Annotated in this window: 23 protein-coding genes; 4 read left to right on the plus strand and 19 right to left on the minus strand. The window is 66.4% G+C overall.

The annotated features are described in order from the left end of the window. Positions 1-22: 22 nt before the first annotated feature. A complete protein-coding gene (locus C2862_RS17210; protein ID WP_136221371.1) occupies positions 23-1,555 on the minus strand; it encodes a S41 family peptidase in 1,533 nt (510 codons plus the stop codon). Between the two features lie 136 nt (positions 1,556-1,691). Between C2862_RS17210 and C2862_RS17215 the strand changes: the two genes are divergently transcribed. From C2862_RS17215 to C2862_RS17225, 3 genes are all read left to right on the plus strand, one after another. Beyond that, a complete protein-coding gene (locus C2862_RS17215; RefSeq protein WP_136221372.1) occupies positions 1,692-2,681 on the plus strand; it encodes an HDOD domain-containing protein in 990 nt (329 codons plus the stop codon). A gap of 156 nt (positions 2,682-2,837) precedes the next feature. Then, the gene (locus C2862_RS17220) at positions 2,838-3,377 is read left to right on the plus strand and encodes a heme NO-binding domain-containing protein (protein WP_136221373.1); all 540 of its coding nucleotides are present in this window, start codon (positions 2,838-2,840) and stop codon (positions 3,375-3,377) included. Continuing rightward, positions 3,347-5,377, plus strand: coding sequence for a bifunctional diguanylate cyclase/phosphodiesterase (locus C2862_RS17225; protein ID WP_136221374.1), 2,031 nt, complete (start codon positions 3,347-3,349; stop codon positions 5,375-5,377). The genes C2862_RS17220 and C2862_RS17225 overlap by 31 nt, the downstream gene beginning before the upstream one ends. Here the strand turns inward: C2862_RS17225 and fdhD are convergent. Together fdhD and C2862_RS17235 are read right to left on the minus strand one after the other, a co-directional pair. Continuing rightward, positions 5,374-6,216: a formate dehydrogenase accessory sulfurtransferase FdhD gene (fdhD, locus tag C2862_RS17230; RefSeq protein WP_136221375.1), complete on the minus strand. Its 843-nt coding sequence runs from the start codon at positions 6,214-6,216 to the stop codon at positions 5,374-5,376. The two genes, C2862_RS17225 and fdhD, sit on opposite strands and share 4 nt — an antisense overlap. Further along, entirely contained in the window at positions 6,213-8,528 is a 2,316-nt protein-coding gene (locus C2862_RS17235; protein ID WP_168710100.1) for an FdhF/YdeP family oxidoreductase, read from the minus strand. The genes fdhD and C2862_RS17235 overlap by 4 nt, the downstream gene beginning before the upstream one ends. Before the next feature lie 129 nt (positions 8,529-8,657). Here C2862_RS17235 and C2862_RS17240 point away from each other — a divergent pair, with 129 nt between their 5' ends. Then, on the plus strand, positions 8,658-9,485 hold the full coding sequence (locus C2862_RS17240) for a metallophosphoesterase (RefSeq protein WP_136221376.1): 828 nt from the start codon (positions 8,658-8,660) through the stop codon (positions 9,483-9,485). Positions 9,486-9,627: 142 nt separating this feature from the next. Here C2862_RS17240 and C2862_RS17245 read toward each other — a convergent pair whose 3' ends face one another. From C2862_RS17245 to pyrH, 16 genes are all read right to left on the minus strand, one after another. Further along, on the minus strand, positions 9,628-10,215 hold the full coding sequence (locus C2862_RS17245; protein WP_136221377.1) for a DUF6151 family protein: 588 nt from the start codon (positions 10,213-10,215) through the stop codon (positions 9,628-9,630). A 34-nt stretch (positions 10,216-10,249) separates the two neighbouring features. Beyond that, positions 10,250-11,446: an EAL domain-containing protein gene (locus C2862_RS17250; protein ID WP_136221378.1), complete on the minus strand. Its 1,197-nt coding sequence runs from the start codon at positions 11,444-11,446 to the stop codon at positions 10,250-10,252. A 59-nt stretch (positions 11,447-11,505) separates the two neighbouring features. Next, positions 11,506-12,288, minus strand: coding sequence for an RNA methyltransferase (locus tag C2862_RS17255; protein ID WP_136221379.1), 783 nt, complete (start codon positions 12,286-12,288; stop codon positions 11,506-11,508). Beyond that, entirely contained in the window at positions 12,285-12,953 is a 669-nt protein-coding gene (rnhB, locus tag C2862_RS17260) for a ribonuclease HII (RefSeq protein WP_136221380.1), read from the minus strand. The genes C2862_RS17255 and rnhB overlap by 4 nt, the downstream gene beginning before the upstream one ends. Positions 12,954-13,065: 112 nt before the next feature. Then, positions 13,066-14,217, minus strand: a complete 1,152-nt coding sequence (lpxB, locus tag C2862_RS17265; RefSeq protein ID WP_136221381.1) for a lipid-A-disaccharide synthase — start codon at positions 14,215-14,217, stop codon at positions 13,066-13,068. Beyond that, positions 14,201-14,989, minus strand: coding sequence for an acyl-ACP--UDP-N-acetylglucosamine O-acyltransferase (gene lpxA / locus C2862_RS17270; protein WP_136221382.1), 789 nt, complete (start codon positions 14,987-14,989; stop codon positions 14,201-14,203). Before lpxA ends, lpxB begins: the two co-directional genes overlap by 17 nt. Further along, positions 14,989-15,474, minus strand: coding sequence for a 3-hydroxyacyl-ACP dehydratase FabZ (fabZ, locus tag C2862_RS17275; RefSeq protein ID WP_136221383.1), 486 nt, complete (start codon positions 15,472-15,474; stop codon positions 14,989-14,991). The genes lpxA and fabZ overlap by 1 nt, the downstream gene beginning before the upstream one ends. Continuing rightward, complete coding sequence (gene lpxD, locus C2862_RS17280; protein ID WP_229467484.1) at positions 15,471-16,544, minus strand: UDP-3-O-(3-hydroxymyristoyl)glucosamine N-acyltransferase; 1,074 nt, start codon at positions 16,542-16,544, stop codon at positions 15,471-15,473. Before lpxD ends, fabZ begins: the two co-directional genes overlap by 4 nt. A gap of 2 nt (positions 16,545-16,546) precedes the next feature. After that, complete coding sequence (locus C2862_RS17285) at positions 16,547-17,062, minus strand: OmpH family outer membrane protein (protein WP_136221385.1); 516 nt, start codon at positions 17,060-17,062, stop codon at positions 16,547-16,549. A gap of 41 nt (positions 17,063-17,103) precedes the next feature. After that, complete coding sequence (gene bamA / locus C2862_RS17290) at positions 17,104-19,440, minus strand: outer membrane protein assembly factor BamA (RefSeq protein WP_136221386.1); 2,337 nt, start codon at positions 19,438-19,440, stop codon at positions 17,104-17,106. A gap of 168 nt (positions 19,441-19,608) precedes the next feature. After that, positions 19,609-20,946 (minus strand): RIP metalloprotease RseP, encoded by a 1,338-nt coding sequence (gene rseP / locus C2862_RS17295; protein ID WP_136221387.1) that lies wholly within the window; start codon positions 20,944-20,946, stop codon positions 19,609-19,611. A 4-nt stretch (positions 20,947-20,950) separates the two neighbouring features. Further along, positions 20,951-22,126, minus strand: coding sequence for a 1-deoxy-D-xylulose-5-phosphate reductoisomerase (ispC, locus tag C2862_RS17300; RefSeq protein WP_136221388.1), 1,176 nt, complete (start codon positions 22,124-22,126; stop codon positions 20,951-20,953). 19 nt (positions 22,127-22,145) lie between these two features. Further along, positions 22,146-22,991 carry a phosphatidate cytidylyltransferase gene (locus C2862_RS17305; protein ID WP_136221389.1) on the minus strand — a complete coding sequence of 282 codons (846 nt, stop codon included), beginning with the start codon at positions 22,989-22,991 and terminating at the stop codon, positions 22,146-22,148. Further along, the gene (gene uppS / locus C2862_RS17310) at positions 22,991-23,749 is read right to left on the minus strand and encodes a polyprenyl diphosphate synthase (RefSeq protein WP_136221390.1); all 759 of its coding nucleotides are present in this window, start codon (positions 23,747-23,749) and stop codon (positions 22,991-22,993) included. The genes C2862_RS17305 and uppS overlap by 1 nt, the downstream gene beginning before the upstream one ends. A gap of 168 nt (positions 23,750-23,917) precedes the next feature. Beyond that, the gene (gene frr / locus C2862_RS17315; RefSeq protein ID WP_136221391.1) at positions 23,918-24,478 is read right to left on the minus strand and encodes a ribosome recycling factor; all 561 of its coding nucleotides are present in this window, start codon (positions 24,476-24,478) and stop codon (positions 23,918-23,920) included. Positions 24,479-24,510: 32 nt separating this feature from the next. Further along, positions 24,511-25,227 (minus strand): UMP kinase, encoded by a 717-nt coding sequence (gene pyrH, locus C2862_RS17320; protein ID WP_136221392.1) that lies wholly within the window; start codon positions 25,225-25,227, stop codon positions 24,511-24,513. Between the last annotated feature and the right edge of the window lie 102 nt (positions 25,228-25,329).

The raw sequence follows: 25,329 nt of genomic DNA on the forward strand, positions 1-25,329 counted from the left end.
TCGCATGGATGGCCCCGAAGAACTAACGCCCACCGGTGCGCTCCCCCGCCCGCCGGTGCGCCAGGTCGGCCTCGACGGCTTTCAGCAGCGTCGGCACCGACCAGACGATGTCGCGCACTTCGATCTGCGGCCTGTAGATCTCGCCGTTGGCGCGCTTGCGGTTGACGTAGACCTTGTTCGGCACGATGACCGCCGCGCGCCCGGATTCCAGCTCGGCGACGCGCACGTCCATGTAGGTCGAGTCGGCCGAACTCGGCGCCCCGACCAGCACCGTATTCGGGAAGCGCGTCATCACGTCCAGCGCGTCCAGGCAGGCGCTGGCGCAGTTGCCGGGAACGATCACGTACACGGGGCGGGTGAAGGGCGGACCATCCGGCTCCGCGACGGCGCCGGCGGCCGCCTCGCTCGGCTCGACATAGAACGGAGCGCCGCGCGCCAGTGCCTCGCGCATGCCCCGCCCATAGGTGGCGATGCGGGCACCAAGCTGCGCGTGCCCTTCGCGCACCAGCCGCTCTGCAAGGCTTGCTACGTAGCTGGTGTTGTCCGGCGAGGCGCGCCACCAGACCTCGACGCCTGCATCGTAGTTCTCGCTCGCCTGCGCCACGCGCGCCTTTCCCCACAGGGCTTTGGCGAAGTCCAGGCTCCAGCTCGAAGAGCCCCCCTGGTTCTTGCGCAGGTCGACTACCACCGCATCCGCCGCCAGCCAGCGCGCGCGCCGCGTCTCCACATCGCGGTAGAGCGCGCGGTAGGCGGCGCGCTCGGCCTCGTCCGGATGGAAGGTCGGCATCGACACCCACAACAGGTTCTTGCGCTGCTCGGTGACGCCGACCGGTCCGGCATCGCCGCCGTTGCTCTCGTCCAGCCAGCGCTCGCCCTCGGTGTCGAGCGGGCGCCATGCCAGCGCGTGCTCGGTCGTGGTGCCCTTCGCCTCGAAGATGCAGCGCTGCGGCAGCGCGACGAAGGGATTGTGTTCGTCTAGGAAGACGCGGCGCGCGCGCGACCACCATTGCCCGGCCTCGTCCACGCGGCCCTGGAAGCTGAACACGTTGTCGCGAATGAGCTGCTCGGCCGCCTTGCCGTCGCAGGAGCGCAGCTTGCTGCCCACTGCCGGCGCGCCGGGCCGCGAGGAATGCACATACAGGCCGTCGCTGCGCCAGACAGTGACGAAGCCGGGCCAGCGCTGGGGCGGCGTGCTCGTACTGTCCAGGCGCGATACCATGCCTGCGTGGCCGTCCCTGATGCGCACATTGAAGCCCTGCACCGCGGCGACATAGCCCGGCGCATCGGTTACCCGCGCGGCCAGCGCCAGCCCATGGCTGCGCGCCGCTTCCAGGTTGTTCGAAAAACCGGGATTGTGCACATCGTAGGGCCCCGGATGGTTCTCGCGCGTGATGCGGACGGCGGCCTCGATGTCGGCCTGGGCGGCGGCGCGCCAGGCTTCGGGCGTGGCCGGCAAGCTGGCCGGGCCGGCGGCACACGCCGCGGCCGTCGTCACGGCGGCCAGAGCGGCGCCGGAGCGCGCCAGGGTGCGGAAACGGAAGGGTTGAAAGAACACGCTGTCCTCGTCATCGATGCAAGTTGGTCAAGCTTGCCAGAATAGCATTTGCGGCCCTCCCGTTTGTTCGAAAATTGTCGCTGCATGCATATCCGGGAGCCACCGCCGGCCCTACGTCCTCATGTAAAATCCGCCCGTGACATTCGACATGGGTAGCGGCATGGGTTGGTTCGGCAAATCGAAGGGCGGCGACGAGGCGCCAAAAGCGGCAGCGGCGCTACAAGCCGCGCCGCCAGCGCCCGCGCCGGAACCGGCGACCACGCTCGAGATCGACGTCGCCTGGTACCGCTGGCTGACGGCCGCGCCGCCGCCGCGCGCGCCGGCCCCCATCGAACGCCGCATCCTCGAGGAACTGGCCGGCCTGGCGCAGGCACCCGTGGCCGGCGCCGCCCTGGTGCCGCGCGTGCCCGAGATCATCCCGCAGCTGATGCGCACCTTGCAGGCCGAGGAGCTGAACGCATTCGACCTCTCGCGCCAGCTGAGCCAGGACACCCTGCTCGTGGCCGAGGTCTACCGCGAGGCGAACCGGCCGGCCTACCTGCCGCGCTACCACTCCGGACCACCCGTTAACAGCATCCAGGCCGCGATCATGCTGCTCGGGCAGAACGGCATGCGCATGCTGCTGGCGCGCGTGGCCTTCCGCCCCATCGTCAGCATGCAGAGTGGCGTGCTGGCGCGCCGCGTTTCGCCCGTGATCTGGCGCCAGTCCGAGAAGGCGGCGCTTGCCGCCAGCCTGCTGGCGCCCGGCCTGCGCGCGAACACTTTCGACGCCTATCTCGCCGGACTGATGGAAAACGTGGGGCTGGTCGTCGCCTTCCGCCTGCTCGACCAGATCTGCGGCGACCAGGCCCTGCCCTGGTCCGAGGAATTCGTCGAGGGCCTGTTCCGCCACGCGCGCACCCTGTCGGCGCGCATCACGACGCTGTGGGAATTCCCGGAGGCGGTGGCCGAAGCGATCGAGATCTCAGGCAGCCCGGAGGCGCGGGCATTGGCGCTGGGCGACCGGCTGGCCAAGCTGCGCATGCTGGTCGACGGCGCCCAGTTCGCGCCGGACGATCCGTTCGTCACGGATGGCTTGAACGAACAAGCGCTCATTGTCTTCGCAAAACTCCAGGACGAAGAATAGAGACCGGCCCGCGCGACATGCACGTCGATGATGCAGTTTGACAACACGAGTAGCCTTATTCAGGTGTGAACCGGTAGGAGCCTGCGCCGCCCGCACACGGACGCGGTATGCAGCGTACAATCCAGCCTGTATCTAAACTTACCTGGAAGAAATATCATGAAGGGCATCGTATTCAATCTGCTGGAAGAAGCGGTCAGTACCGAGTTCGGCGACGCGACATGGGACCGCCTGCTCGATGACGCCGGCCTCGACGGTGCCTACACCTCGCTCGGCAGCTACGACGATGCCGAGATCTTCCGCCTGGTCGGCGTGGCCTCGGCCGCTCTGGGCATGCCGGAACAGGACGTGCTGCGCTGGTTCGGCCGGCGCGCCATGCCGCTGCTCGCCAAGCGCTATCCGGCCTTCTTCGCCGGCCATCCGAACACGCGCAGCTTCCTGCTCACCCTCAACAACATGATCCACCCCGAGGTGCGCAAGTTGTATCCGGGCGCGTCCCCGCCCGTGTTCGACTTCGATACCGCCGACAGCGAACAGCTCGTGATCGGCTATAACTCCGCGCGCCGCCTGTGCGCGCTGGCCGAAGGCTTCATGCAGGGCGCGGCCGAACACTTTCAGGAGCAGGCCGCCATCACGCAGTCCCAGTGCATGCACGCTGGCGATGACAAATGCAGCTTCCACGTCCGGTTCCCCAAGTGAACGCCGGTGAGCCGGCGGGAGCGGTCGACCCCGAGATCGCGCGCCTGCAGCGCCGCCTGCGGCGCGAAACGGCGGCGCGCCAGGAAGCCGAGGCCATCGCCGAGCGCGGCCTGCGCGACCTGTTCCAGCGCCAGCAGGAAATCGCGCTGCTCGAGTCCATCGCGGTCGCCGCGAACGAGGCTGCCAGCGTCGACGACGCCATGCGGCGTGCGCTCGAAGCGGTCTGCCGCTATGCCGGCTGGCCGTTGGGCCACCTGCTGCTCGTGCGCGGCAAACATCCCGACGCGACGCTCGACTCGACCGCCATCTGGCACGACGAAAGCGGCGGCCGCTTTGCCGCGCTGCGCGAACTGAGCGAAGCGATCGCTTTCGACGGCCAGGTCGGTTTACCCGGCCGCGTACTGCTCAGCGCGGCACCTGCTTGGGCGAACGCCGACGCGGCCAATGCCGGCGACTATCCGCGCATGCCGCTGCTGGTGCGGCTCGGCCTGTCCTCGCTGTTCGCATTCCCTGTCGTGATCGGCAACGAAGTGGTGGCGATACTGGAATTCTTCAGCCGCGAGCTGCAGACGCCCGACGACTCCATGTTGCGCCTGATGGCGCAGATCGGCACCCAGCTCGGCCGCGTGATCGAACGGCGCCGCGCCCAGGACCGCCTGGTGCATGACGCGCTGCACGATCCGCTCACCCAGCTCGGCAACCGCAAGCTCTTCCTCGACCGCCTCGAACACTTCCTGGTGCGCTCGCAGCGCATTTCCGGTTACCAGTTTGCCGTCCTGTTCGTTGACCTCGACCGCTTCAAAGCGATCAACGACGGCCTCGGCCACCAGGCCGGCGACCAGGTCATCGTCGCCACTGCCCAGCGCCTGACAGCCTGCTTGCGCCAGAACGACATGGTGGCGCGCGACGCGGCCGACGGCGACTACGTCGTCTCACGCCTGGGCGGCGACGAATTCACGATCCTGCTCGACAACGTAGCCAATGCCTCCACTCCGATCCGGGTCGCCGAGCGCCTGCTCAAGGCGCTCGCCACGCCATTGCTGGTCGGCCAGCAGCAGGTCTTCGTCACCGCCAGCATCGGCATCGCCCTCAGTTCCAGCGGCTACCAGGACGTCCAGGACATGCTGCGCGATGCGGACATCGCGATGTACCACGCCAAGCAGAATGGGCGGGCGCGCTGGATGATGTTCGACCAGACCATGCAGGAAGGCGCGTTGCGCCGTCTGACGCTTGAGGCGGAGCTCCGCCAGGCGGTGGGGTCGAGCCAGCTGTTCCTGCAGTACCAGCCGATCGTCACGCCGCGCGACGGCCGGATCAGCGGCTTCGAAGCGCTGCTGCGCTGGCGCCATCCGGTGCTGGGCATGATCTCGCCGATCGAATTCATCCCGGTCGCCGAGGAGGTTGGACTGATCGGAACGATCGGCAACTGGGTGCTGGAAGAGGCCTGCCGCCAGTTGCGGCGCTGGCAGCAGGACCATGGTGTTCCCTTGAGCATGAGCGTCAACGTATCCGCGACCCAGTTGGCCGGGGGCGAGCTGGTGGACGCGGTCAAGCGCGTGCTTGCCGAAACGGGCATCGCCCACGGCAGCCTGAAGCTGGAACTGACCGAAAGCGCGGTGATGGCCGACGCGGAGCATGCCCTGGCGGTATTCAAGGAGCTCAAGGCGCTCGGTGTACGCCTGAGCCTGGACGACTTCGGCACCGGCTATTCCTCGCTCAGCCACCTGCGCCGCCTGCCGATCGACACCCTCAAGATCGACCGCTCCTTCGTCAGCGCCATGGACAGCCACAGCGACAAGCGCCAGATCGCCGAAGTCGTGGTCATGCTGGCCCGCACCCTTGGACTGGACGTGGTCGCGGAAGGCGTCGAGACCCGCGCCGAGCTGGACATCCTGCGCGAGATGGGCAGCGACTTCGTGCAGGGATACTTTTATTTCCGGCCGCTCGATGGCGAGGCCGCGACCACGACCCTGGCCGCGCAGGCCGGCAGCACGCGCTAGGCGCCAAGGCGCTCGGGGCGGCTGTAGACCACGTGCCTGCCGCCGCGCACGAAGCCGGCCAGGGTCAGGCCCGCGCCCTCGGCCATCCGCACGGCGAGGGCCGTCGGCGCCGAGATCGCGGCCAGCAGTTTGATCCCGGCGCGCGCCGCCTTCTGCACCATCTCGAAGCTCGCGCGGCTGGTAACGACGGCGAAGCCTTCGTTCACGTCCGTTCCCGCACGCGCCAGCGCGCCGACCAGCTTGTCGAGCGCGTTGTGGCGGCCGACATCCTCGCGCACGCACAGCAGGCTGCCGTCGCGCCCGGCCCAGCCGGCCGCATGCACGGCGCCGGTGGCCTGGTGCAGCGTCTGGCGCGAAGCCATCTCGCCCATCGCCCGGTGCAGCGCGGCGGATTCGAACGGCGCCTGCACCGGCCGCGCCAAACAGGGTTCGGGCGAACACGCGTCCTGTTCGAAGTAATCGAGGCTGTCCACGCCGCACAGGCCGCAGCCGGTCTTGCCAAGCCGCGCCATGCGCGTGCCTTTCAGGCGCGCCATCGCGCCCGAGGCGATACGCAGCTCGACCGCAATGCCGTGCGCCGTGTATTCGACCTCGATGTCGTAGACGTCGCGCGCGCTGCGCACGATGCGTTCGCCCAGGGTGAAGCCGAGTGCGAAGTCTTCCAGGTCGAGCGGCGAGGCCAGCATCACCGCGTGGTTGACGCCGTTGTAGCTGAAGGCGACCGGCACTTCCTCGGCCACCAGTTCGCTGCCCTCCTCCACACCTTCCCGCGTGCAGCGGCTGGCCGGCAGGCGCCGGGTCGCATCGGGCGCTTCGAGGAAGGGTTCGGCCGCGTTCATTGCGCGCCCCCGCTCGGTTGCCCACTTCTCTCGATCCGCACATCGATCGCCTTCGCAGCCGGCACCTTGCTCTCCTTGGCATGGTGCCAGAGCGGGATCAGCGGATTACATTCGGGGAAGTAGCCGGCGATCGTCCCCGGCGGAATATCGTAGGGCACCAGCACCAGGCCCTCGACCCGCCGCGTCACGCCGTCGTCGGCGGCGCAGCTGAGTGCGACCACGTCGCCCGGCGCCATCGCGTGCGCCGCCATGTCGGCGCGGTGCATGAACAGCACCATGCGGCTGCCGTACACGCCCCTGAAACGGTCGTCGCGGCTGTAGATCGTGGTGTTGAACTGGCCGTCGCTGCGTACCGTGAACAGGCGCAGCGTGTTTTCGCGCGGCTGCAGGTCGGGGTGGCCCGCCAGCGCCTCGGGTGCGCTGAACTGCGCCCGGCCGCTCTCGGTCTTCCAGACCCGGTGCGCAGCGCCGACGGGTTTCCGGAAACCGCCCGGGGTCCACATGCGCGCATTGAAGTTGTCGAAGATGTCGGGATAGGTCTCGGCGATGGCGTCGCGGATGCGGCCATAGTCGGCCACCCACGCATCCCAGTCCAGCTTCGGATTCGGATCGAGCGTCGCTTTCGCGATGCCGGCGACGATGGCCGGTTCGGACAGCAGCGTGTGCGCCGCCGGTTCCGCCATCCCGCGCGAGCCGTGGATGCAGGCCGTGCTGTCCTCGACCGTCACGGACTGCTCGCCGTTTGCCTGGCGGTCGACTTCGATCCGTCCCAGGCAAGGCAGGACATACGAGGCCTTGCCGTGGATGATGTGGTTGCGGTTCAGTTTCGTGGCGATCTGCACGGTCAGCGGGATCTCGCGCCAGGCCGCTTCCATCAGCACGGTTTCGGGCACGGCGCGCAGGAAATTCCCGCCCAGTGCGATAAAGGCCGGCACCTTGCGCGCGAGGATAGCCTCGCAAGCCTCGACCGTGTTCATGCCCTTCTTGCGCGGCGGTTCGAAGGCGTATTGCTCCTTCAGCTTGTCGAGCGGCGCCAGCTCGGGCTTCTCGGTGATGCCGACCGTGCGCTGGCCCTGCACGTTGGAGTGGCCGCGCACCGGGCAGACGCCGGCGCCGGGTTTACCGATGTTCCCGCGCAGGAGCAGCAGGTTGACGATCATCTCCACGTTCTGCACGCCGTTGCGGTGCTGGGTCAGGCCCATGCCGTACACGCCCAGCACGGCGCCCGCACCTGCATACACCGCGGCCGCGCTTTCCAGCGCCGCGCGCGTCAGGCCCGACTCGCGTTCGATCGCGCTCCATTCGCAGGCACGCACGGAGGCTTCGAACTCGGCGAAGCCGTGGGTGTGCTCCATGATGAAGGCGGTATCGATCACGCGCTGCTCGCCGGCCTGGACCGCCGCGTCGTCGAGCGCGAAGACCGCCTTGCACAGGCCCATGATGGCCGCCGTGTCGCCGCCGGGTTTTACCTGCAGGTAGTCGGTGCTGATGACGGTTTCGTGCCCGGTCAGCATCTCGACCGGGGACTGCGGATTGGTGAAGCTGACCAGGCCGCGCTCGCGTAGCGGATTGAAGGTGACGATGGGGACACCGCGCCGGCGCGCTTCCTGCAGCTGGTGCAGCATGCGCGGACTGTTCACGCCCACGTTCTGGCCGAAGAAGAAAATACAGTCGGTCTGGGCGAAGTCGTCCAGCACCACGGTGCCGACGCCGTCGCCGATGCTCTTCTGCAGCGCCACCGAGGTGCTCTCGTGGCACATGTTGGAGCTGTCGGGCAGATTGTTGTTGCCGTACATGCGCGCCAGCAGGCTGTACATATAGGAGGTTTCGAGCGAGGCCCGGCCCGAGCTGTAGAACACGACCTGTTCGCGCTCCATGGCGCGCAGGGCCGCGCCGATCTCGGCGAAGGCCGTGTCCCAGCCGACCGGGCGGTATTTGTCGCTGGCCGCATCCCAGCGCAGCGGCACGGTCAGGCGGCCCAGGTCTTCCAGTTCGTGGTCGCCCCAGGCTTCCAGTTGCGTAAGCGTGTGGCGCTCAAAGAAGGCGGGGTCGATGCGCTTGCTGGTGGTTTCCCAGGCGGTAGCCTTGGCGCCGCTTTCGCAGAATTCGAAGGGATGCGGATTGGCCGGCTTGGCCCAGGCGCAGCTGACGCAGGCGTAGCCGTCGGTCTTGTTCTGCTTCGCCAGCAGCGGCGCGTCCTTCAGCGCCGAGCGCTGGTCGAACAGGATGTGCGCCACCTCGCCTACCGAGCCCCAGCCGCCGGCCGGCATGTTCGCCGGCTTGACGCGCAGATTGTCTGTGTCCTTGCTCATGCTGTCCCCCTCCGCTGGTCGATGCTGCACCGTAGCCCGGGCACCGCCCGGGTTCTGTGCGCTTGCGCACCCTTGCCGCGTTTCGGGTGTACGCTACGGGACGGAGCCGGGTCAGGCTATACTGCCGCCATGCGCATACAGCTGTTCTCCGACCTCCACCTCGAACGCTATCCGGCCTTCCAGCCCGAGCTGGCGCCCGACGCCGACCTCATCGTCCTCGCCGGCGACATCGGCTCCTACCAGAACGGCTCGCGCCTGACCGGCACCGACTTCGGCCTGGAACGCTTCTCCCCGCTGCTGGGCGCAACCAGGGCCAAGGTGCTCTACGTGCCGGGCAACCACGAATACGACGGCCTCGACTTCGACGCGACGAACGCGCGCCTGCGCGCCACCTGCGAGCGCCTCGGCATCACCTGGCTCGACCGCGAGACCGTGATCGTCGACCACGTGCGCTTCGTCGGCACCACCCTGTGGGCCGATTTCGACGCCCTCGCCGTGGGACACGAATTGACGAAACAGCTGCAGCTGCGCGAAAAAGCCTTCCGCGCCGCGAATTTTTATCTAGGCAAGAACACCACCCTGCGCAACGGCGAGCCGGTGCTGGCCGAGGGCTGGCGCGCCATGGCGCTCGACTGCCAGGCCTGGCTGCGTGCCGCGCTGGCCGAACCCTTCGATGGCGTGACGGTCGCCGTCACCCACTTCGCCCCCAGCCTGAAAAGCGCCGACCCGCGCTACGGCGTCACGCCGGGCACCGCGGGCTTCTGCAACGCCCTCGACGACTTGCTGCCCCTGGCCGACGTCTGGATGCACGGGCACCTGCACTGCATGAACGACTACGTGGTCGTGGGCGTGGAAGATGGCCAGCCCTGGTCCTGCCGGGTCGTGGCGAACCCGCTGGGTTACCTCAGCAAGGGCGAGCAGGAAGGCTTCCGGCCGGAGCTGGTGATCGAGGTGTAGGGTGGAGTCCTGACTCCACGCGGTGATACGTAGCTGCCAGATTATCCGGCACGAAATCGGAGCCTGTAGCGATCACTGGGTTACCTCAGCAAGGGCGAGCAGGAAGGGTTCAGGCCGGAGCTGGTGATCGAGCTCTGATCCCTTACGGTGTGACGGCCGCGCGCTCCTCGCGGCTCAGGACGCGTGGGGCTCGTACCGGCGCGCCTGCGGCGTCGAAGAAGGGATTCTGGCGCCAGCCGCCGCCGATGCGCGCCCCGACCAGCATGGCGCCGAGCCTGGGCACTGCGCGCAGCACGGCGAAAGGCGTCGCTTTCACCGGCGCGTGCGCCGACTCGGTATTTGCCGTCATGCGCCCGCTGCCCAGCTGGCGGTCCAGCTCTTCCGGCGCCGCGGCGAGGCAGGTACGCACCAGGCCGAGGTAGGAAGCTTTCGGATTGCGCGGGGTATTCCCGACCGGCGTATTGCAGCAGGACGCGTACCAGCGGTAGATGCCCTTGGGGCTCAGCGACATGCAGGCCAGGTGCTCGACGCCCCTGGTGAAGCGCAGGCCGGCCGGCGGCATCGCCTCGACCTCGGTGCCGCCCGCACTGTCGAGCAGGCTGCCGTCCGGCGCGAGGAAGCGCGCAAAGGCCTGGCAATCCTTGCAGTAGCAAACCGCCCGCGCCTTCACGCGCGTGGCATCGACTTCACCTTCCAGCTTGCCGCAACGGCAGCGCAATGCAATGCCCATCCATCCTCCTCGACAGAAGAAAAACGAAGCGCGTTTAAAAGAAGTGACGCCAGTCTTCGAGCCAGCCGGGGAAAGCGGTGGCCTCCATCGGATTGGCGATGTGATAGCCCTGCGCATAGGTGCAGCCGAGCCCCTGCAGGAAGTCCCAGTCCTGGCGCGTCTCCACGCCCACCGCAACCGACATGCGGTCCAGGCTGTGCGCCAGGCTGAGGCAGGAGCGCAGCACGGTGCCGAGCGGACGCCGCTTGGAGGCGCCGTCGACGAAGCTGCGGTCGATCTTCAGCTCGGTGAACGGGATGCGCGCCAGCAGCTGCAGGTTGGAGCGGCCGGTGCCGTAGTCGTCGATGGCGAGGCCGAAACCCATCATGCGCAGGCGCACCAGGCGTTCGATGAAGTTCGGGTCGGTGTTGAGCACCGAGGATTCCGGCATCTCGAAGGTGATGTAGTCGGGCAGGACCGCATGGCGGCCGAGCACGACGCCGAGCTGGCGCAGGAAGGCCGGGTGCGCCAGGGTCTCGGGCGCCAGGTTGATCGAGATCGAGATCGGCGTGCCCTGGTCGTGGAACCAGCGGCAGCGCTCGACCGACAGCTCGATCATGCTCCAGTCGAGGAAGTCGATGCGGTTGTTCTGCTCGAGCGCGTCGATGAAGGCCGAGGGGCCGAGCAGACCGTGCTCGGGGTGGCGCCAGCGGGCGAAGGTTTCCAGGCCCTTGACCTGGCCCGTGGCGAGCTCGATCTTCGGCTGGAAAAAGGGTTCGAACTGGCGCTTTTGCAGGCCGGTGCCGATTTCGGCGAAGGAGAAGCGCGGCGTCGTGTCGGCCGCGGCATGGTTTGGGGCCGGCGCGTAGTTGTCGAGCAGGGGTTTCAGCTTGGCGGCGGTAACCGGCTTGGAGATGGAACCGAGCAGGTCGATGCCGTAGACCTGGGCCAGGGTCTCGACCGAGAACAGCAAATTGGCTGCTTGCGCGCCGGTGACGATCAGGCTGATGCCGGAATCGAGCGCGGCCAGGTTGCGGATCAGTTCCAGCCCGTCCATGCCAGGCAGGGCCAGGTCGACGATCGCCACGTGCACGCGCGGCGTGAAGCCGGCCTGGAAGGTGCGCAGCGCCATGTGCCCGTCGGGCACCTCGGTGACGCGGCTGGCGCCCAGGCGGCCCAGCATCTCGACCAGCCCGGCCCGCTGGGCGCTGTCGCCCTCGGCTACCAGAAAATGCAAATGCGCGATGTCCATCTCTACTGCTCCACGGGTTCGTTAGCCGGAGCTTACCCTACCGGCCCGGCTGCCGTCCATTACGCTCTTTGGCGCAGCTGTTCGAAGAAGCAGACCGCGGCGGCCGCGGCCACGTTCAGCGACTCGACCTGGCCCGCGTGCGGGATCACGACCTGGTGGGTGGCGCGACTCATCAGCTCGTCCGCAACGCCCTGCCCTTCGTGGCCCAGCAGCCAGGCGACCGGGCCGCGCAGGTCGACCTCATACAGTTTTTGCTCGGCATAACCGCTCATCGCCAGCACCGGAATGCCGGACGCGTCGATCAGGGCGGCCAGGTCGACATTCTCGAAGATCTCGAGCACGAAGTGGGCGCCCATGGCCGCGCGCAGCACTTTCGGCGACCAGCAGAAGGCGGTGCCGGGGCTGCAGAAGACCTGGGTGATACCGGCCGCGCCGGCGCTCCTCAGGATCGAACCGACGTTTCCCGGGTCCTGCACGCCGTCGAGCAGCACCGCGGACACGCTCAGTGCGGTGGGTTGGGCCGCGCTCGGGGTCTCGACCAGGAACAGCAGGTTGACGCCGTGCTCGACCTGGCTGAGGGCGCCGAACAGGGCGTCCGGCAAGGCCGTCACGTGGGCGCGCAGGCCTTCGCAGCGGGCGACGATGTCCGCCACTTCGGGATTGTGCAGGGCTTCTTCCGAAACCACGCAGTGGCTTGGCGCACCGCGCAGGTCGAGCCAGGACTGGCACAGATGCACGCCGTCGAGCAGCGTGCGGCCGGCCTTGCGCCGCGCCTGCGAGCTCGATGCCAGCTTGACCAGGTCTTTATAAAAGGGATTGTCGCGCGAGGTGATGGTCTTCATGCGAACGCCACACTTTCATCCGGCGGCGCGAACAGGTCGACCTGCAGCAGGCTGCGCACAGGCGCGAAGGAGCGGCGGTGCACCGGCGAGGGGCCGTGCCGGCGCAGGCGCTCCAGGTGCAGCGCCGTGGAGTAGCCCTTGTGCTGGTCGAAGCAGTATTCGGGATATTGTGCATGCAGGCGCACCAGTTCGGCGTCGCGCGCGGTCTTGGCCAGGATCGAGGCGGCCGAGATCGCGTGGCACTTGTCGTCGCCCTCGATCACGGCGTGGGCGCGGATCTCCATCGGCGGACAGCGGTTGCCGTCGATCAGGGCGATGGTGGGGACCATCGTGAGCGCTTCCACGGCGCGGCGCATGGCGAGCATGGTCGCGTGCAGGATGTTCAGGGTGTCGATTTCTTCGCAGCTCGCCTGGCACACGGCCCAGGCCAGCGCGTTCTCGCGGATCTGCGGCGCCAGCTCGTCGCGGCGCGCTTCGGTCAGCTTCTTCGAGTCGCGCAGGCCCTCGATCGGACGCCTGGGATCGAGGATGACGGCGGCGGCGAACACCGGCCCGGCCAGCGGACCGCGGCCGGCCTCGTCGACGCCGCAGACGATGTCGAGGTCGGTGAACGGGCGCAGCCGGGGCGGCAGGCCGGGGTAGAAGTTGACGCGTTTTTTGCTCATGGTGCTTGTTTGTTTGATTCGATATTCAGGGAGCGCGGCACGCGGATCCGTGCGTCACGCGGGCATGCCCGCCCTACGGACCGGTGCGTAACGTAGGGCGGGCATGCCCGCGTTACGGCCGGATGATCCGCAGCACAGCCTCGGCACTCAGCGCGCCGCTGTCGCGCAGGAGGCTATGATGCATCTCCGTGAAGCGCGCCGCAAGCCGGTCGCGCCCTGGCGCGTCATTCAGTTGCTTCCACACCGCATCGGCCAGCGCTTCCGGCGTGGCGGCGTGCTGCAGCAGCTCCGGCACCAGGAATTCGCGCGCCAGGATGTTCGGCAGGCCGATCCAGGGCTGGTAGCCCATGTGGCGCATGATTTCCCAGGACGCCCGCATGACCTTGTAGGCGATCGCCATCGGCTTCTTGAACAGCGCCACTTCCAGGGTCGCCGTGCCCGAGGCCACCAGCACCGCGTCGGCGGCGGCGATCGCCGTATGCGAGTTGTCGACCAGCTGGAGTCGGATGTCCTGCAAGCCCGCCTGGGCGACGATCTCCGTGAAGTAGGCGCGCTGCTTCTCGCCGGCCATCGGCACCACGAACTGGAGGCCGGGGTCGCGTTTTGCAAGTAGCCCGGCCGCGCGCACGAACGGCTCGGCCAGGTATTTCAGCTCGCCCATGCGGCTGCCGGGCATCACGGTGACCACGCGCGCGTTCGGCGCGATCCCCAGTTGCGCGCGCGCCGCGGCCACGTCGGGCACCAGCGGGATCGTCTCGGCCAGCGGATGGCCGATATAGGTCACCGGCACGCCGGCGTCCCGGTAAATTTTTTCCTCGAACGGGAAGATCACCAGCATGTGCGACACCGCGCGCTGGATCTTCTTGATGCGCCCTCCCCGCCAGGCCCAGATCTGCGGGCCGACGAAGTGCACGGTCGGAATCCCGGCGGCGCGCAGCTGCTCTTCCAGGCCGAGGTTGAAGCCGGGGTAGTCGGCGCCGATGAAGGCGGCCGGCCGCTCCGCCAGCAGGCGATCGCGCAGGCGGTTCTGGATGCCCTTGATTTCGCGGTAGCGCGGGATGATCTCGAACAGGCCGCGCACGGTAAGGGTCTCGATCGGGACATCCGACTCGAAGCCTTGCGCAATCATGCGCGGGCCGCCGATGCCGTGGAAACGCGCGTTGGGGAGATGGGGACGCAGCCCGGCCAGCAGGCGGGCGGCGAGCATGTCGCCGGACACCTCGCCGGCGACCAGAGCGAGATTCACTTCAGCGGACGATGCCACGGGTGGCGATGCCGAGGAAGTCGCGCATCGCGCGGATGCCGTCGGCCGCCTCGGGCATCGAGGCCTCGTCCTGGGCCAGCGCGGCCTTGGCCTCTTCCAGCGTCAGGTTTTCGCGGTAGATGTGCTTGTATGCGGCGCGGATGCCGTCGATCTGCGGACGGGTGAAACCGCGGCGCTTGAGGCCCTCGATGTTCACGCCGCGCGCGCCGGCCGGGTTACCCGAGACCAGCACGAAAGGCGGCACGTCCTGGGTCAGGCTGGTGTACATGCCGATGAAGGCATGGGCGCCGATCTTGCAGAACTGGTGCACGCCGGCGTAGCCCGACAGGATCGCGTGGTCGCCCACGTGCACGTGGCCGGCCAGCTGCGCGTTGTTCGAGAAGATCGTGTGGCTGCCGACCTGGCAGTCGTGCGCCAGGTGCACGTAGGCCGAGATCCAGTTGTCGTCGCCCAGGCGGGTGACGCCCTCGTCCTGGGTCGTGCCCAGGTTGAAGGTGACGAATTCGCGGATGGTGTTGCCGTTGCCAATTTCCAGGCGGGTCGGTTCGCCCTTCCACTTCTTGTCCTGCGGCGCGGCGCCGATCGAACCGAACTGGAAGAACTTGTTGTCCTTGCCGATCGTCGTATGGCCTTCGATGACCACGTGCGGACCCACGACCGTGCCGGCGTCGATGCGCACGTTCGGGCCGATGATCGAATACGGGCCGACCTCGACCGAGCTGTCCAGCTCGGCCTTCGGATCGACGATCGCGCTTGGATGAATCTTACTCATTACTGCCCCGCTGCGTTTTCATTAGCGCGGATGGTGCACATCAGTTCACCTTCCACGGCAACCTTGCCGTCCACGCTGGCGGTCGCCTTGTACTTCCAGATGCCGCGCGCGACGCGCAGGATCTCGACGTCCATCACCAGCTGGTCGCCGGGACCGACCGGGCGCTTGAAGCGCGCGTTGTCGATGCCGACGAAGTACACCACCGAGTTCTCGTCCGGCTTCACGTTCATCGTCATGAAGGACAGGATGGCGGCGGTCTGGGCCATCGCCTCGATCATCAGCACGCCCGGCATCACCGGCTGGTGCGGGAAGTGGCCGTTGAAGAATTCTTCGTTGACGGTCACGTTCTTGATCGCGGTGATGCGCTTGCCTACCTCGACGTCGAGCACGCGGTCGACCAGCAGCAGCGGATAGCGGTGCGGCAGGTATTCCTTGATCTCGGTGATGCCGAGGGTACGCTTTTCAGTGGTGGTGGTATCGGTCATTTTTCTTCACTAATCGTTTTAATTGTTTTCTCCAGGGCGCGGATCTTGTCGCGCATGGAATTCAGGTTGCGCACGATGGCCGCCGACTTCTCCCATTCGGCGTTCTTCGCCAGCGGGTAGAAACCCGTGTACTGGCCCGGCTCGAGCACCGAACGCGAGACCATCGAGCCCGACGAGATGTGGACATTGTCCGCGATCTCGAGGTGGCCCAGCACCATCGCCGCGCCTCCGAAGGTGCAGCGACTGCCGATCTTGGCGCTGCCGGCGACGCCGACGCAGCCGGCCATCGCCGTGTGCTTGCCGATGTGGCAGTTGTGGCCAATCTGGATCTGGTTGTCGAGCTTGACGCCGTCTTCGATGACGGTATCGGCCAGCGCGCCGCGGTCGATCGAGGTGTTCGAGCCGATGTCGACGTCGTCGCCGATCACCACGCGCCCGGTTTGCGGAATCTTGATGTACACGCCGCCTTCGTTGGCGAAGCCGAAGCCGTCGCCGCCGATCACCGCGCCCGAGTGGACGATGCCGCGCGCGCCGATGATGCACTTGCGATGGAAGGTGACGTTGGCGAAGAAGTGCGTGCCCTCCCCGACCACGGCGTCGCGGCCGACGAAGCAGCCGTGATCGATCACGGCGCCGGCTTTCACCACTGCGCCCGCTTCGATGGTCACGTGCGGGCCGATGTGGGCAGTGGCGTCGATTTCGGCCAATGGATCGACCACGGCGCTCGGATGGATGCCCGGCAGCGGCGCCGCTTCTTCCAGCGACACGAAGTACTGCGCGGCGCGGGCGAAATAAGCGTAGGGGTTGGTGGTGACGATGCGCGCGCCCGTGTAGGTGGCCGCGACCGACGGGTCGTCCAGCGGCGACAGGATCAGCGCCGCGGCCTCGCTTTGCGCCGCCAGGGCGCGCAGCTTGCTGTTGCTGAGGAAGCTGATCTGGGTGGGACCCGCGCTGTCGAGCGGGGCGATCGAGGCGACCACCAGGTCGGGGTCGCCCGTCAGCTGGCCGCCGAAACGCTCGACCAGGTCGCCGAGGCGCACGCCCGGCCGGGTTTGTTCACGTTGTTCCAAAATTACTTGTCCAGCAGTTTCAGGATGCGGTCGGTGATGTCGATGCGCGGGCTCGACCATGCGGCTTCCTGCAGCACGGCGTCGAGCTTTTCCTGCTCGGCGATCTGTTCGATCAGCTTGTAGGCCTTGGTGGCGATGGCGGCGCGCTCTTCGCTCTTCCTCTGCATGAGGTCTTCGGTGAACTCGCGGTTCATGCGCTGCACGTCCTTCTCCATGTCGAACAGTTCGCGCGCACGGCGGGTGCGCTCGATGTCGGTCAGGCGCGGTGCGTCGGCGTCGAACTTCTCGCTCATCGTCTTGAACTTGGCCATCAGCTCTTCGTTCGTCTTCTGGCGCTTCGAAAACTCGGCCTGGATCTTGGCGTCGGCCGCCTTGGCCATCTTCGATTCGGTCATCAGGCGCTCGGTCGTCACGAAGCCGATCCGGCTCGGCGCCGTCTGCGCCATCGCCAGCGGAGCGGCGCACAGGGCTGCCAACATCAGGACGGTTGGCAGCGTGGCTATCGGATTTTTCAACATAATTCTCCGCGATGAAAGGATAAGTGCCAGTACAAGCCCGGTCAGAAGCCCGTGCCCATCTGGAACTGGAAGCGCTCGAGCTGGTCGCCCGGTTTCGCGTTCAGGGGCTTAGCATAACTCAAGCGCAGCGGGCCGACCGGCGAAATCCAGGACAGGCCGATACCGGCCGAGTAGCGCAGCTCGCCCAGGAAGATCTTCGACTTCTCCTGGTAGACCTGGCCGCCGTCCATGAAGGTGAACCAGCGCAGGGTGCGGTCCTTGGTATTGCCCGGGAACGGGAACTGAAGCTCGACGTTGCCGATCACGCGCTTGGAGCCGCCGATGGCGTCGCCGTAGACAGGATCGACCACGCCCAGGGTCGAGCTCTCGTAGCCGCGCACCGAACCGATGCCGCCCGCGTAGAAGTTCTTGAAGACCGGGTAGGAGCTGCCGCCGATGCCCTTGCCGTAGTCGAGCTCGCCGCGCAGGGCCAGGGTCATCCAGGTGGTCAGCGGACGGTACCACTGGTGTTCGTAGACGACGCGGAAGTACTTGGCGTCGCCGATCGCGTCGACTTCGAGGTTGGCGCGCTGGTAGCGGCCGATGCTCGGGGTCAGCGCGCTGTCGCGGCTGTCGCGGCCCCAGGCCACGGTCAGCGGGATCGAGATGCTCTTGCCGGTACCGATACCGTTGGCCGGGCCGCCGTTCTGGGCCACGAAGTTGCGGTACAGGGCCGGGCTGGTGGCATCGGTTTCGAGCGAAGTGCGCTCCAGGCCGGCGCCGAAGTAGACGGTGTCGGTTTCCGAGAACGGCACGCCGAAGGTCAGGTTGCCGCCGGTCTGGCGCACCGTATACGAACCGATGTTCGACAGCGGCGGACGTGTCGTGCGCAGGTAGAGCTGGAAGGCGCGCGAGACGCCGTCGTCGGTGAAGTACGGATTGCTGTTCGAGAACGCGATCGTGCGGCTGTACTTCGAGGTGTTCAGGTCGATGCCGACGGTCTGGCCGGAACCGGCGAAGTTCGCCTGCTGGACCGAGGCCGTGAAGGTGAACTTCTCGGCCTGCGAGAACGAGCCGCCGATGGTGAAGTTACCGGTCGGGCGTTCTTCGACCGACAGGTTGATGTCGACCTGGTCGCTGGTGCCCGGGGACTCCGGCGTATCGACCTTCACGTCCTTGAAGTAGCCGAGGCGGTCGACGCGGTCGCGCGAGAGCTTGACCTTGTCGGCGTCGTACCAGGAACTTTCGAACTGGCGGAATTCGCGGCGGATGACTTCGTCGCGGGTGACGGTATTGCCCGAGACGTTAATGTGGCGCACGTAGGCGCGCTTGCCCGGATCGACGACGAAGGTGAAGGCGACTTCGCGCTTCTCGCGGTCGATCTGCGGGTCGGCATTGACGTTGGCAAAAGCGTAGCCGAACTGGCCGAGGCGTGCGGCGATGCGCTTGTTCGAGGCTTCCTGCAGCGCGCCCGAATAGGTCTTGCCCGGCTGGAGGACGATCAGCTGGCGCAGCTCTTCCTCGCGTCCGAAGGTCTCGCCTTCCAGCTTCACGCTCGAGACGGTGTACTTCTCGCCTTCGGTGATGTTGATGGTCAGGTAGATCTGCTTCTTGTCCGGGGTGATCGCCACCACCGTCGATTCGACGTTGGCTTCGAGGTAGCCGCGGTCGAGGTAGAAGGACTTGACCGCTTCCAGGTCGCCGGTCAGCTTGGTCTTCGAATACTGGTCGGCCTTCGAATACCAGCTGAACCAGCCCGAGGTTTCCAGCTGCAGCACTTCGCGGATCTGCTTGTCGGTGAAGGCCTTGTTGCCGACGATGTTGATGCCCTTGATGCGCGCGATCTCGCCTTCGTCGACGTTGAACATGACGTTCACGCGGTTGCGCTCGATCGGGGTGATCGTGGTGGTGATCTTCACGCCGTACAGGCCGTGCGAGAGGTACTGGCGCTTGAGTTCCTGTTCGGCGCGGTCGACCGCGGCCTTGTCGTAGATCTTGGCTTCGCCGACGCCGATGTCCTTCAGCGCCTTGACCAGCATGTCCTTCTCGAATTCCTTGGTGCCGGTGAAATCGACGGTGTTGATCGCCGGACGTTCCTCGACCAGCACCACCAGCACGCCGTTCTCTTCCTCGAGGCGGATGTCCTTGAAGAAGCCGGTGGCGTACAGGGCCTTGATCGCGGCGATGCTCTTGGTGTCGTCGAAGGTTTCACCCACGCGTACCGGCAGATAGCTGAACACGGTGCCGGCTTCGGTGCGCTGGATGCCTTCGATGCGGATGTCCTTGACGACGAACGGATTGACGGCAAGCGCTTGGCCGGCGCACAGCGCCAGCACGGCCGCGCCGATCAGGCTGCGGCGAATGAACGGCAGGGCAAAACGATCTGGTTGTGATTTCATTGGCTAATCAGTCAGTGGACAACGTACGTACATATTCTTGTTTGCCGCGGCGAGCATCTGACAAAACCTTCATGGCGGCGTTGCACCGTCTCGCCGTACAGTTCGTACTGTCTTCGACGGTGCGCCTTGCCCTGAAGGTTTTGTCAGATGCTCTATACCCTGGCGTCGCTACAGCCGCTGCGACAGGTCATTGAAGATGGCGAGCGCCATCAGCATGAACAGCAGGGCCACCCCTGCGCGCTGCGCGAATCCCTGGATTCGCTCGGACAGGGGACGCCCGGTCAAAACTTCCAGCGAATAATACAACAAATGCCCCCCATCCAGTACGGGGATTGGTAACAGATTCATTACACCCAGGCTCACGCTGACTACCGCGATGAAGCCCAAAAAGGTCGCCAGGCCCATGCGTGCGGTCTGTCCGGCGTAGTCGGCGATCGCGATCGGACCGGTGATGTTCTTCAGCGAAGCCTGCCCCGTGACGATCTTGCCGATCATGCGGAAGGTCAGCGCCGTCATCTCCCAGGTGCGGCCGGCGCCCTTGGCAATGGCCTCGACCGGTCCCGATTGCACGGTCACGCGCTCGATGGCCGGGGCCAGCTGGACGCCGGCCAGGCCCTGCCCTTTCGCGTCCCGTGCGGGCGTCAGGGGCAGCGTGACGACCTGGCCGGCGCGCCGTACCTGCAGCTGCAGCGTGCGGCCGGGCGCGGCGCGTACCGCCTGCACGAAGTCGGCGGCATGTTGGAAAGCCTTGCCGTCCGCGCCCAGCACCACGTCCCCTGGCAGCAGGCCGGCGCGCGCACCGGCGCCGTCCTCGGCCGCCTTTTCCACTTGCGGCATGCCGATCCAGACATCCAGGCCGAGCGCGGACATCGGATCGCTGTCGGGCCCCGGCTCCTTGAAGGCCGTGGCCGGAATCGTGGCTGCGTACTGGCCGCCATCACGGCCGCGCATGGTGAGATGAGCGTCCTGCTTGTCGACCGCGGCATGGGTGATCTGCCAGCGCAGGTCGGACCAGCTTGCAACCTGCTCGCCATTCACGGCAAGGACGCTGTCGCCGCCGCGCACGCCGGCGACATACGCAGGCGTATTCGTTGCCATCGGGCGCAGCTTGGTGGCCGGCTCTTCGATGCCGTGCATGAACAGGGCCGCGAACAGGACGATCGCCAGCAGGAAGTTGGCGGTCGGGCCGGCGGCGACGATGGCGATGCGCTTCCAGACGTTCTGGCGCACGAAGTCGCGCGCTTTTTCCGCCTCGTCCTTCGGCGTGGTGTTCGGATCGCGGCTGTCCAGCATCTGGACGTAGCCGCCCAGCGGCAGCGCGGACACGGCCCACTCGGTCTGGTCGGGGCCGAAGCGGCGCGACCACAGCACCTTGCCCATGCCGACCGAGAAGCGCAGCACTTTCACGCCGCAGGCGCGTGCGACCCAGTAGTGGCCGAGTTCGTGGAAGACGATGAGCGGCCCCAGCGCCAGGATGAAGGCGACCGCGGTGTAGAGGAAGCTCATGGCTTTACCTTGAAAGAGAACTGACGATGCTGGAAGCGGCTGCGCGGGCGCGCGCATCCTGGGCCATCACGGCCTCGATGTCGTGCGCGGCGCCGTGCTCGTTCTCGTCCATCACGCGGCGCACGACGCGGTCGATGTCGCGAAAGCCGATGCGCTCGGAGAGAAAAGCCTCGACCGCGATCTCGTTGGCCGCGTTCAGCAGGGCCGGCGCGGTTCCGCCCGCGCGCAGGGCGTCGAAGGCCAGCGCCAGGCAGGGGAAGCGCTCGAAATCGGGCTGGTAGAACTGCAGCGCGCTCATTTGCGTCAGGTCGAGCTGGGCGACACCGGAGGCGATGCGCTGCGGGTAGGCGAGCGCGTGCGCGATCGGGGTGCGCATGTCGGGGTTGCCGAGCTGGGCCAGCACCGAACCGTCGACGTAGGACACCATCGAGTGGATCACGCTTTGCGGATGGATCACGACCTCGATCAGCTCGGCCGGCGCGCCGAACAGCCAGTGCGCCTCGATCACTTCCAGGCCCTTGTTCATCATGGTCGCGGAGTCGACCGAGATCTTGCGGCCCATCGACCAGTTCGGGTGCTTGCAGGCCTCCGCCGGCGTCACGCGGTCGAGGGTCTCGACGGTGCGGTGCAGGAAGGGGCCGCCGGATGCCGTCAGCAGGATCTTCGCCACGCCCGATTCGCTCGGGCTCCGCGCGTAATTGCCCGGGAGCGACTGGAAGATCGCGTTGTGCTCGCTGTCGATGGGCAGCAGGGTCGCGCCGTTCTCGCGCACGGCGTCCATGAAGAGCTGGCCCGACATGACCAGGGCTTCCTTGTTCGCCAGCAGGATTTTCTTGCCGGCGCGGGCCGCGGCCAGGCTCGGGGCCAGGCCGGCGGCGCCGACGATGGCGGCCATCACGGTGTCGGTGTCGGGGCTGGAGGCGATCTCGCACAGGGCCGCTTCGCCGTGGGCGACGTCGATGTCCAGGCCCTCGAGCAGGCGCGCCAGTTCAGCCGCGGCTTCCGGCGTGCCGACGACGGCGCGCTGCGGCCGGAATTGGCGGCACTGCGCGGCCAGCTCGGCCACGCGCGCATGCGCGCTCAAGGCGTAGACGCGGTATTGGTCGGGATGACGCGCGAGCACGTCGAGGGTCGAGACGCCGATCGAGCCGGTGGCGCCCAGGATGGTGATGCGTTGCATTGTAAAACTCCGTGAGAACCTACAGCCAGGCGCCGATCAGTGCCGCCAGCGGCAGTACCGGAACCAGGGCGTCGATCCGGTCGAGCACCCCACCGTGGCCCGGCAACAGGTTGCTGCTGTCCTTCATGCCGGCGCGGCGCTTGAGCTGGGATTCGAACAGGTCGCCGACGATGCTGGCGGCGACGATCAGGATCAGGATGGCGTACGTGGCAGCCCAGCCAAGACTGGCCTGCACGCGCACCGGGAAAGTGTTAGACAGCGCGCCGCCCGCGGTGTTACCGCCGAAGACGATCACGCCGGTCGCGATCGCGAGCACGGCGATGCCGCCGCCGATCGCGCCTTCCCAGGATTTGCCGGGCGAGATCGACGGCGCCAGCTTGCGCTTGCCGAAGGCCTTGCCCGAGAAGTAGGCGAAGATGTCGGCGGCCCAGACGATGGCCATCACCGACAGCAGGTAGAGCGGCGAATACGAGAACAGGGTCACGATGGCTGCGAAGCAGCCGACCAGGGCCACGGCATAGGTCAGGCTCAGCAGGGTGTTGGCGGTACTGTCGAGGGCCGGCAGGCCGACCTTGAGCGAGGGTGCGAAGCGCAAGGCCCAGAGCAGGATGCTGATCGCGAACCAGAAGGTTGGCGATGCGCCATTGCCGCTGAAGAAGAAGGTCCAGGCAAAGGCGGCGGTCCAGAACACGGCCACCACGACGGCCTTGCCCGACTTCGGGTTAAACAGGCGGAAGGTTTCCCAGATCGCGGCGCCGAAGAAGGCGGTCGCCACCACCGCGAAGGCCGTGAAGTTGTTGGAATACAGGACCGGCAGCAGGACTGCCAGCAGCACGAGCGCGGTGAGGATCCGGGTTTTCAGCATCAGTTGTTGTTTGTCTTGTTGGCCACTTGTTCGCCGGTGCGGCCGAAACGGCGCTCGCGGCTCTGGTAGGACGCGATCGCCGCGTCCAGGGACTCGACCGAGAAATCCGGCCAGTAGGTATCGGTGAAGTACAGCTCGGAATACGCCAGCTGCCACAGCAGGAAGTTCGAGATGCGCTCTTCCCCGCCGGTGCGGATGAACAGGTCGGGCTCCGGCGCATAGGCCATCGCCAAGTGCGGCGCCAGCATGTCTTCCGTAAACTCGGTGACGCCGGGGTTGGCGGCGACCATCTTGCTCGTTGCCTGCATGATGTCCCAGCGGCCGCCATAGTTGGCGCAGACGGTGACGGTCAGGCGGGTATTGTTGGCGGTACGGCGCTCGGCGTTGGCGATCATCTCGCGCAGCTTGGCGTCGAAGCGCGACAGGTCACCCACGACTTTCAGCCGGATGTTATTCGCGTGCATCTTCGAGACTTCGCGCTCGAGCGCGGTCACGAACAGGCGCATCAACAGCGAAACTTCTTCTTCGGGACGGCGCCAGTTTTCCGAGGAAAATGCGAACAGGGTCAGGTATTCGACCCCGCGCAGCACGCAGGCCTCGACCACGCCGCGCACCGCTTCCACGCCCTTGACGTGACCGGCCACGCGCGGCAGCAGGCGCTTGGTCGCCCAGCGGCCGTTGCCATCCATGATGACGGCGATATGGCGCGGGACGGTCGGCACATCGGGAACTACGGTCGTCGAACTCTTGAAGATCATAAATCGATTGCCATCGCGGCAATTATTCTAAAAAATACGGTGAAAGAAGCGGTGAAAAAAGCGGTGAAAAGCGGACCCCTGCGGATTTTGGCCCGCACGCGCCCGCTTGCTGCTTTCAATTACTTTTTGTTACCAATCCAGTGCAGGTGCAGGAAAGGACCCGCCATCTTACACGGTCAGGACTTCTTTTTCCTTCTCGGCGACCAGCTTGTCGATGTCGGCGACAAACTTGTCGGTCAGCTTCTGGATGTCGTCCGATGCGCGGCGCTCGTCGTCTTCCGAAGCGGTCTTGTCCTTGACCATTTTCTTCAGCTGTTCGTTGGCGTCGCGGCGGATGTTACGCACGGCGATCTTCGCGTCTTCGGCTTCCGACTTGACCAGCTTGACCATTTCCTTGCGGCGCTCTTCGGTCAGCGGCGGGGTCGGCACGCGGATCATTTCGCCGAAGGAGGACGGGTTCAGGCCCAGGTCGGCATCGCGGATCGCCTTTTCGACCGTGGTCAGCATTTTCTTCTCGAAAGGCTGCACGCCGATGGTGCGGGCGTCGATCAGGGTGACGTTGGCGACGCCACTCAACGGGGTCGGCGAACCGTAGTATTCGACCATCACGTGATCGAGGATGCCGGTATGGGCGCGGCCGGTACGGACCTTGGCCAGGTCGGCCTTCAGGGTCTCGATCGACTTGTTCATGCGCTCTTGCGCATTTTTCTTCACGTCAGCTAAGGACATGCTGCTCTCCTGTTATTTACGAGTTACTAGATTTAAACGTGCACCAGGGTACCTTCGTCTTCGCCCATGATGACGCGCTTGAGCGCGCCGGGCTTGACGATCGAGAACACCTTGATCGGGAGTTTCTGGTCACGGCAGAGGGCGAACGCGGTGGCGTCCATCACCTGCAGCTGCTTCGAGATCGCCTCGTCGAAGGAGATCGATTCGTAGCGGGTGGCGCTGGCATCCTTGGCCGGATCGGCCGTGTAGACGCCGTCGACCTTGGTGGCCTTGAGGACGATCTGGGCGCCCACTTCGGCGCCGCGCAGGGCGGCCGCGGTGTCGGTGGTGAAGAAGGGATTGCCGGTGCCGGCGGCGAAGACGACGACCTTGCCCTCTTCCAGGTATTGCAGCGCTTTCGGGCGCACGTAAGGCTCGACCACCTGGTCGATGCCGATCGCCGACATCACGCGCGCGGTGATGCCGACATGGCGCATGGCGTCGGCCAGTGCCAGCGCATTCATGACGGTGGCCAGCATGCCCATGTAGTCGGCGGTGGCGCGGTCCATGCCCTGCGCACCCGGCGCGACGCCACGGAAGATGTTGCCGCCGCCAATCACGACCGCCAGCTCGACACCCAGCTCCGCCACTTCCGCGACGTCGGCAACCATGCGATCGATGGTGGCGCGATTGATGCCGAACTGATCGTCGCCCATCAGCGCTTCGCCAGACAGTTTGAGGAGGACTCGTTGGTAGGCTGGTTTTGTCATGATGAAGCGCTCTCCTAAAAATGTATGGTTCGAATTCGGTTCTGGCTTCAGGCTGGGCCTGGAGCCTCATCTGCAAATGTACAGATGGCGGCGAAATCGTGT

This window comes from Massilia sp. Mn16-1_5 (assembly GCF_004798585.1).
Classification (GTDB): Bacteria; Pseudomonadota; Gammaproteobacteria; order Burkholderiales; family Burkholderiaceae_D; genus Telluria.

Excerpts from the sequence above, each read along its gene's own strand:
- C2862_RS17220 (WP_136221373.1), top strand. The coding sequence starts at position 2,838 with ATGAAGGGCATCGTATTCAATCTGCTGGAAGAAGCGGTCAGTACCGAG.
- C2862_RS17225 (WP_136221374.1), top strand. The coding sequence starts at position 3,347 with ATGCAGCTTCCACGTCCGGTTCCCCAAGTGAACGCCGGTGAGCCGGCG.
- fdhD (WP_136221375.1), bottom strand. The coding sequence starts at position 6,216 with ATGAACGCGGCCGAACCCTTCCTCGAAGCGCCCGATGCGACCCGGCGC.
- C2862_RS17235 (WP_168710100.1), bottom strand. The coding sequence starts at position 8,528 with ATGAGCAAGGACACAGACAATCTGCGCGTCAAGCCGGCGAACATGCCG.
- C2862_RS17240 (WP_136221376.1), top strand. The coding sequence starts at position 8,658 with ATGCGCATACAGCTGTTCTCCGACCTCCACCTCGAACGCTATCCGGCC.
- C2862_RS17245 (WP_136221377.1), bottom strand. The coding sequence starts at position 10,215 with ATGGGCATTGCATTGCGCTGCCGTTGCGGCAAGCTGGAAGGTGAAGTC.
- C2862_RS17250 (WP_136221378.1), bottom strand. The coding sequence starts at position 11,446 with ATGGACATCGCGCATTTGCATTTTCTGGTAGCCGAGGGCGACAGCGCC.
- C2862_RS17255 (WP_136221379.1), bottom strand. The coding sequence starts at position 12,288 with ATGAAGACCATCACCTCGCGCGACAATCCCTTTTATAAAGACCTGGTC.
- rnhB (WP_136221380.1), bottom strand. The coding sequence starts at position 12,953 with ATGAGCAAAAAACGCGTCAACTTCTACCCCGGCCTGCCGCCCCGGCTG.
- lpxA (WP_136221382.1), bottom strand. The coding sequence starts at position 14,989 with ATGAGTAAGATTCATCCAAGCGCGATCGTCGATCCGAAGGCCGAGCTG.
- fabZ (WP_136221383.1), bottom strand. The coding sequence starts at position 15,474 with ATGACCGATACCACCACCACTGAAAAGCGTACCCTCGGCATCACCGAG.
- C2862_RS17285 (WP_136221385.1), bottom strand. The coding sequence starts at position 17,062 with ATGTTGAAAAATCCGATAGCCACGCTGCCAACCGTCCTGATGTTGGCA.
- bamA (WP_136221386.1), bottom strand. The coding sequence starts at position 19,440 with ATGAAATCACAACCAGATCGTTTTGCCCTGCCGTTCATTCGCCGCAGC.
- rseP (WP_136221387.1), bottom strand. The coding sequence starts at position 20,946 with ATGAGCTTCCTCTACACCGCGGTCGCCTTCATCCTGGCGCTGGGGCCG.
- ispC (WP_136221388.1), bottom strand. The coding sequence starts at position 22,126 with ATGCAACGCATCACCATCCTGGGCGCCACCGGCTCGATCGGCGTCTCG.
- C2862_RS17305 (WP_136221389.1), bottom strand. The coding sequence starts at position 22,991 with ATGCTGAAAACCCGGATCCTCACCGCGCTCGTGCTGCTGGCAGTCCTG.
- uppS (WP_136221390.1), bottom strand. The coding sequence starts at position 23,749 with ATGATCTTCAAGAGTTCGACGACCGTAGTTCCCGATGTGCCGACCGTC.
- frr (WP_136221391.1), bottom strand. The coding sequence starts at position 24,478 with ATGTCCTTAGCTGACGTGAAGAAAAATGCGCAAGAGCGCATGAACAAG.
- pyrH (WP_136221392.1), bottom strand. The coding sequence starts at position 25,227 with ATGACAAAACCAGCCTACCAACGAGTCCTCCTCAAACTGTCTGGCGAA.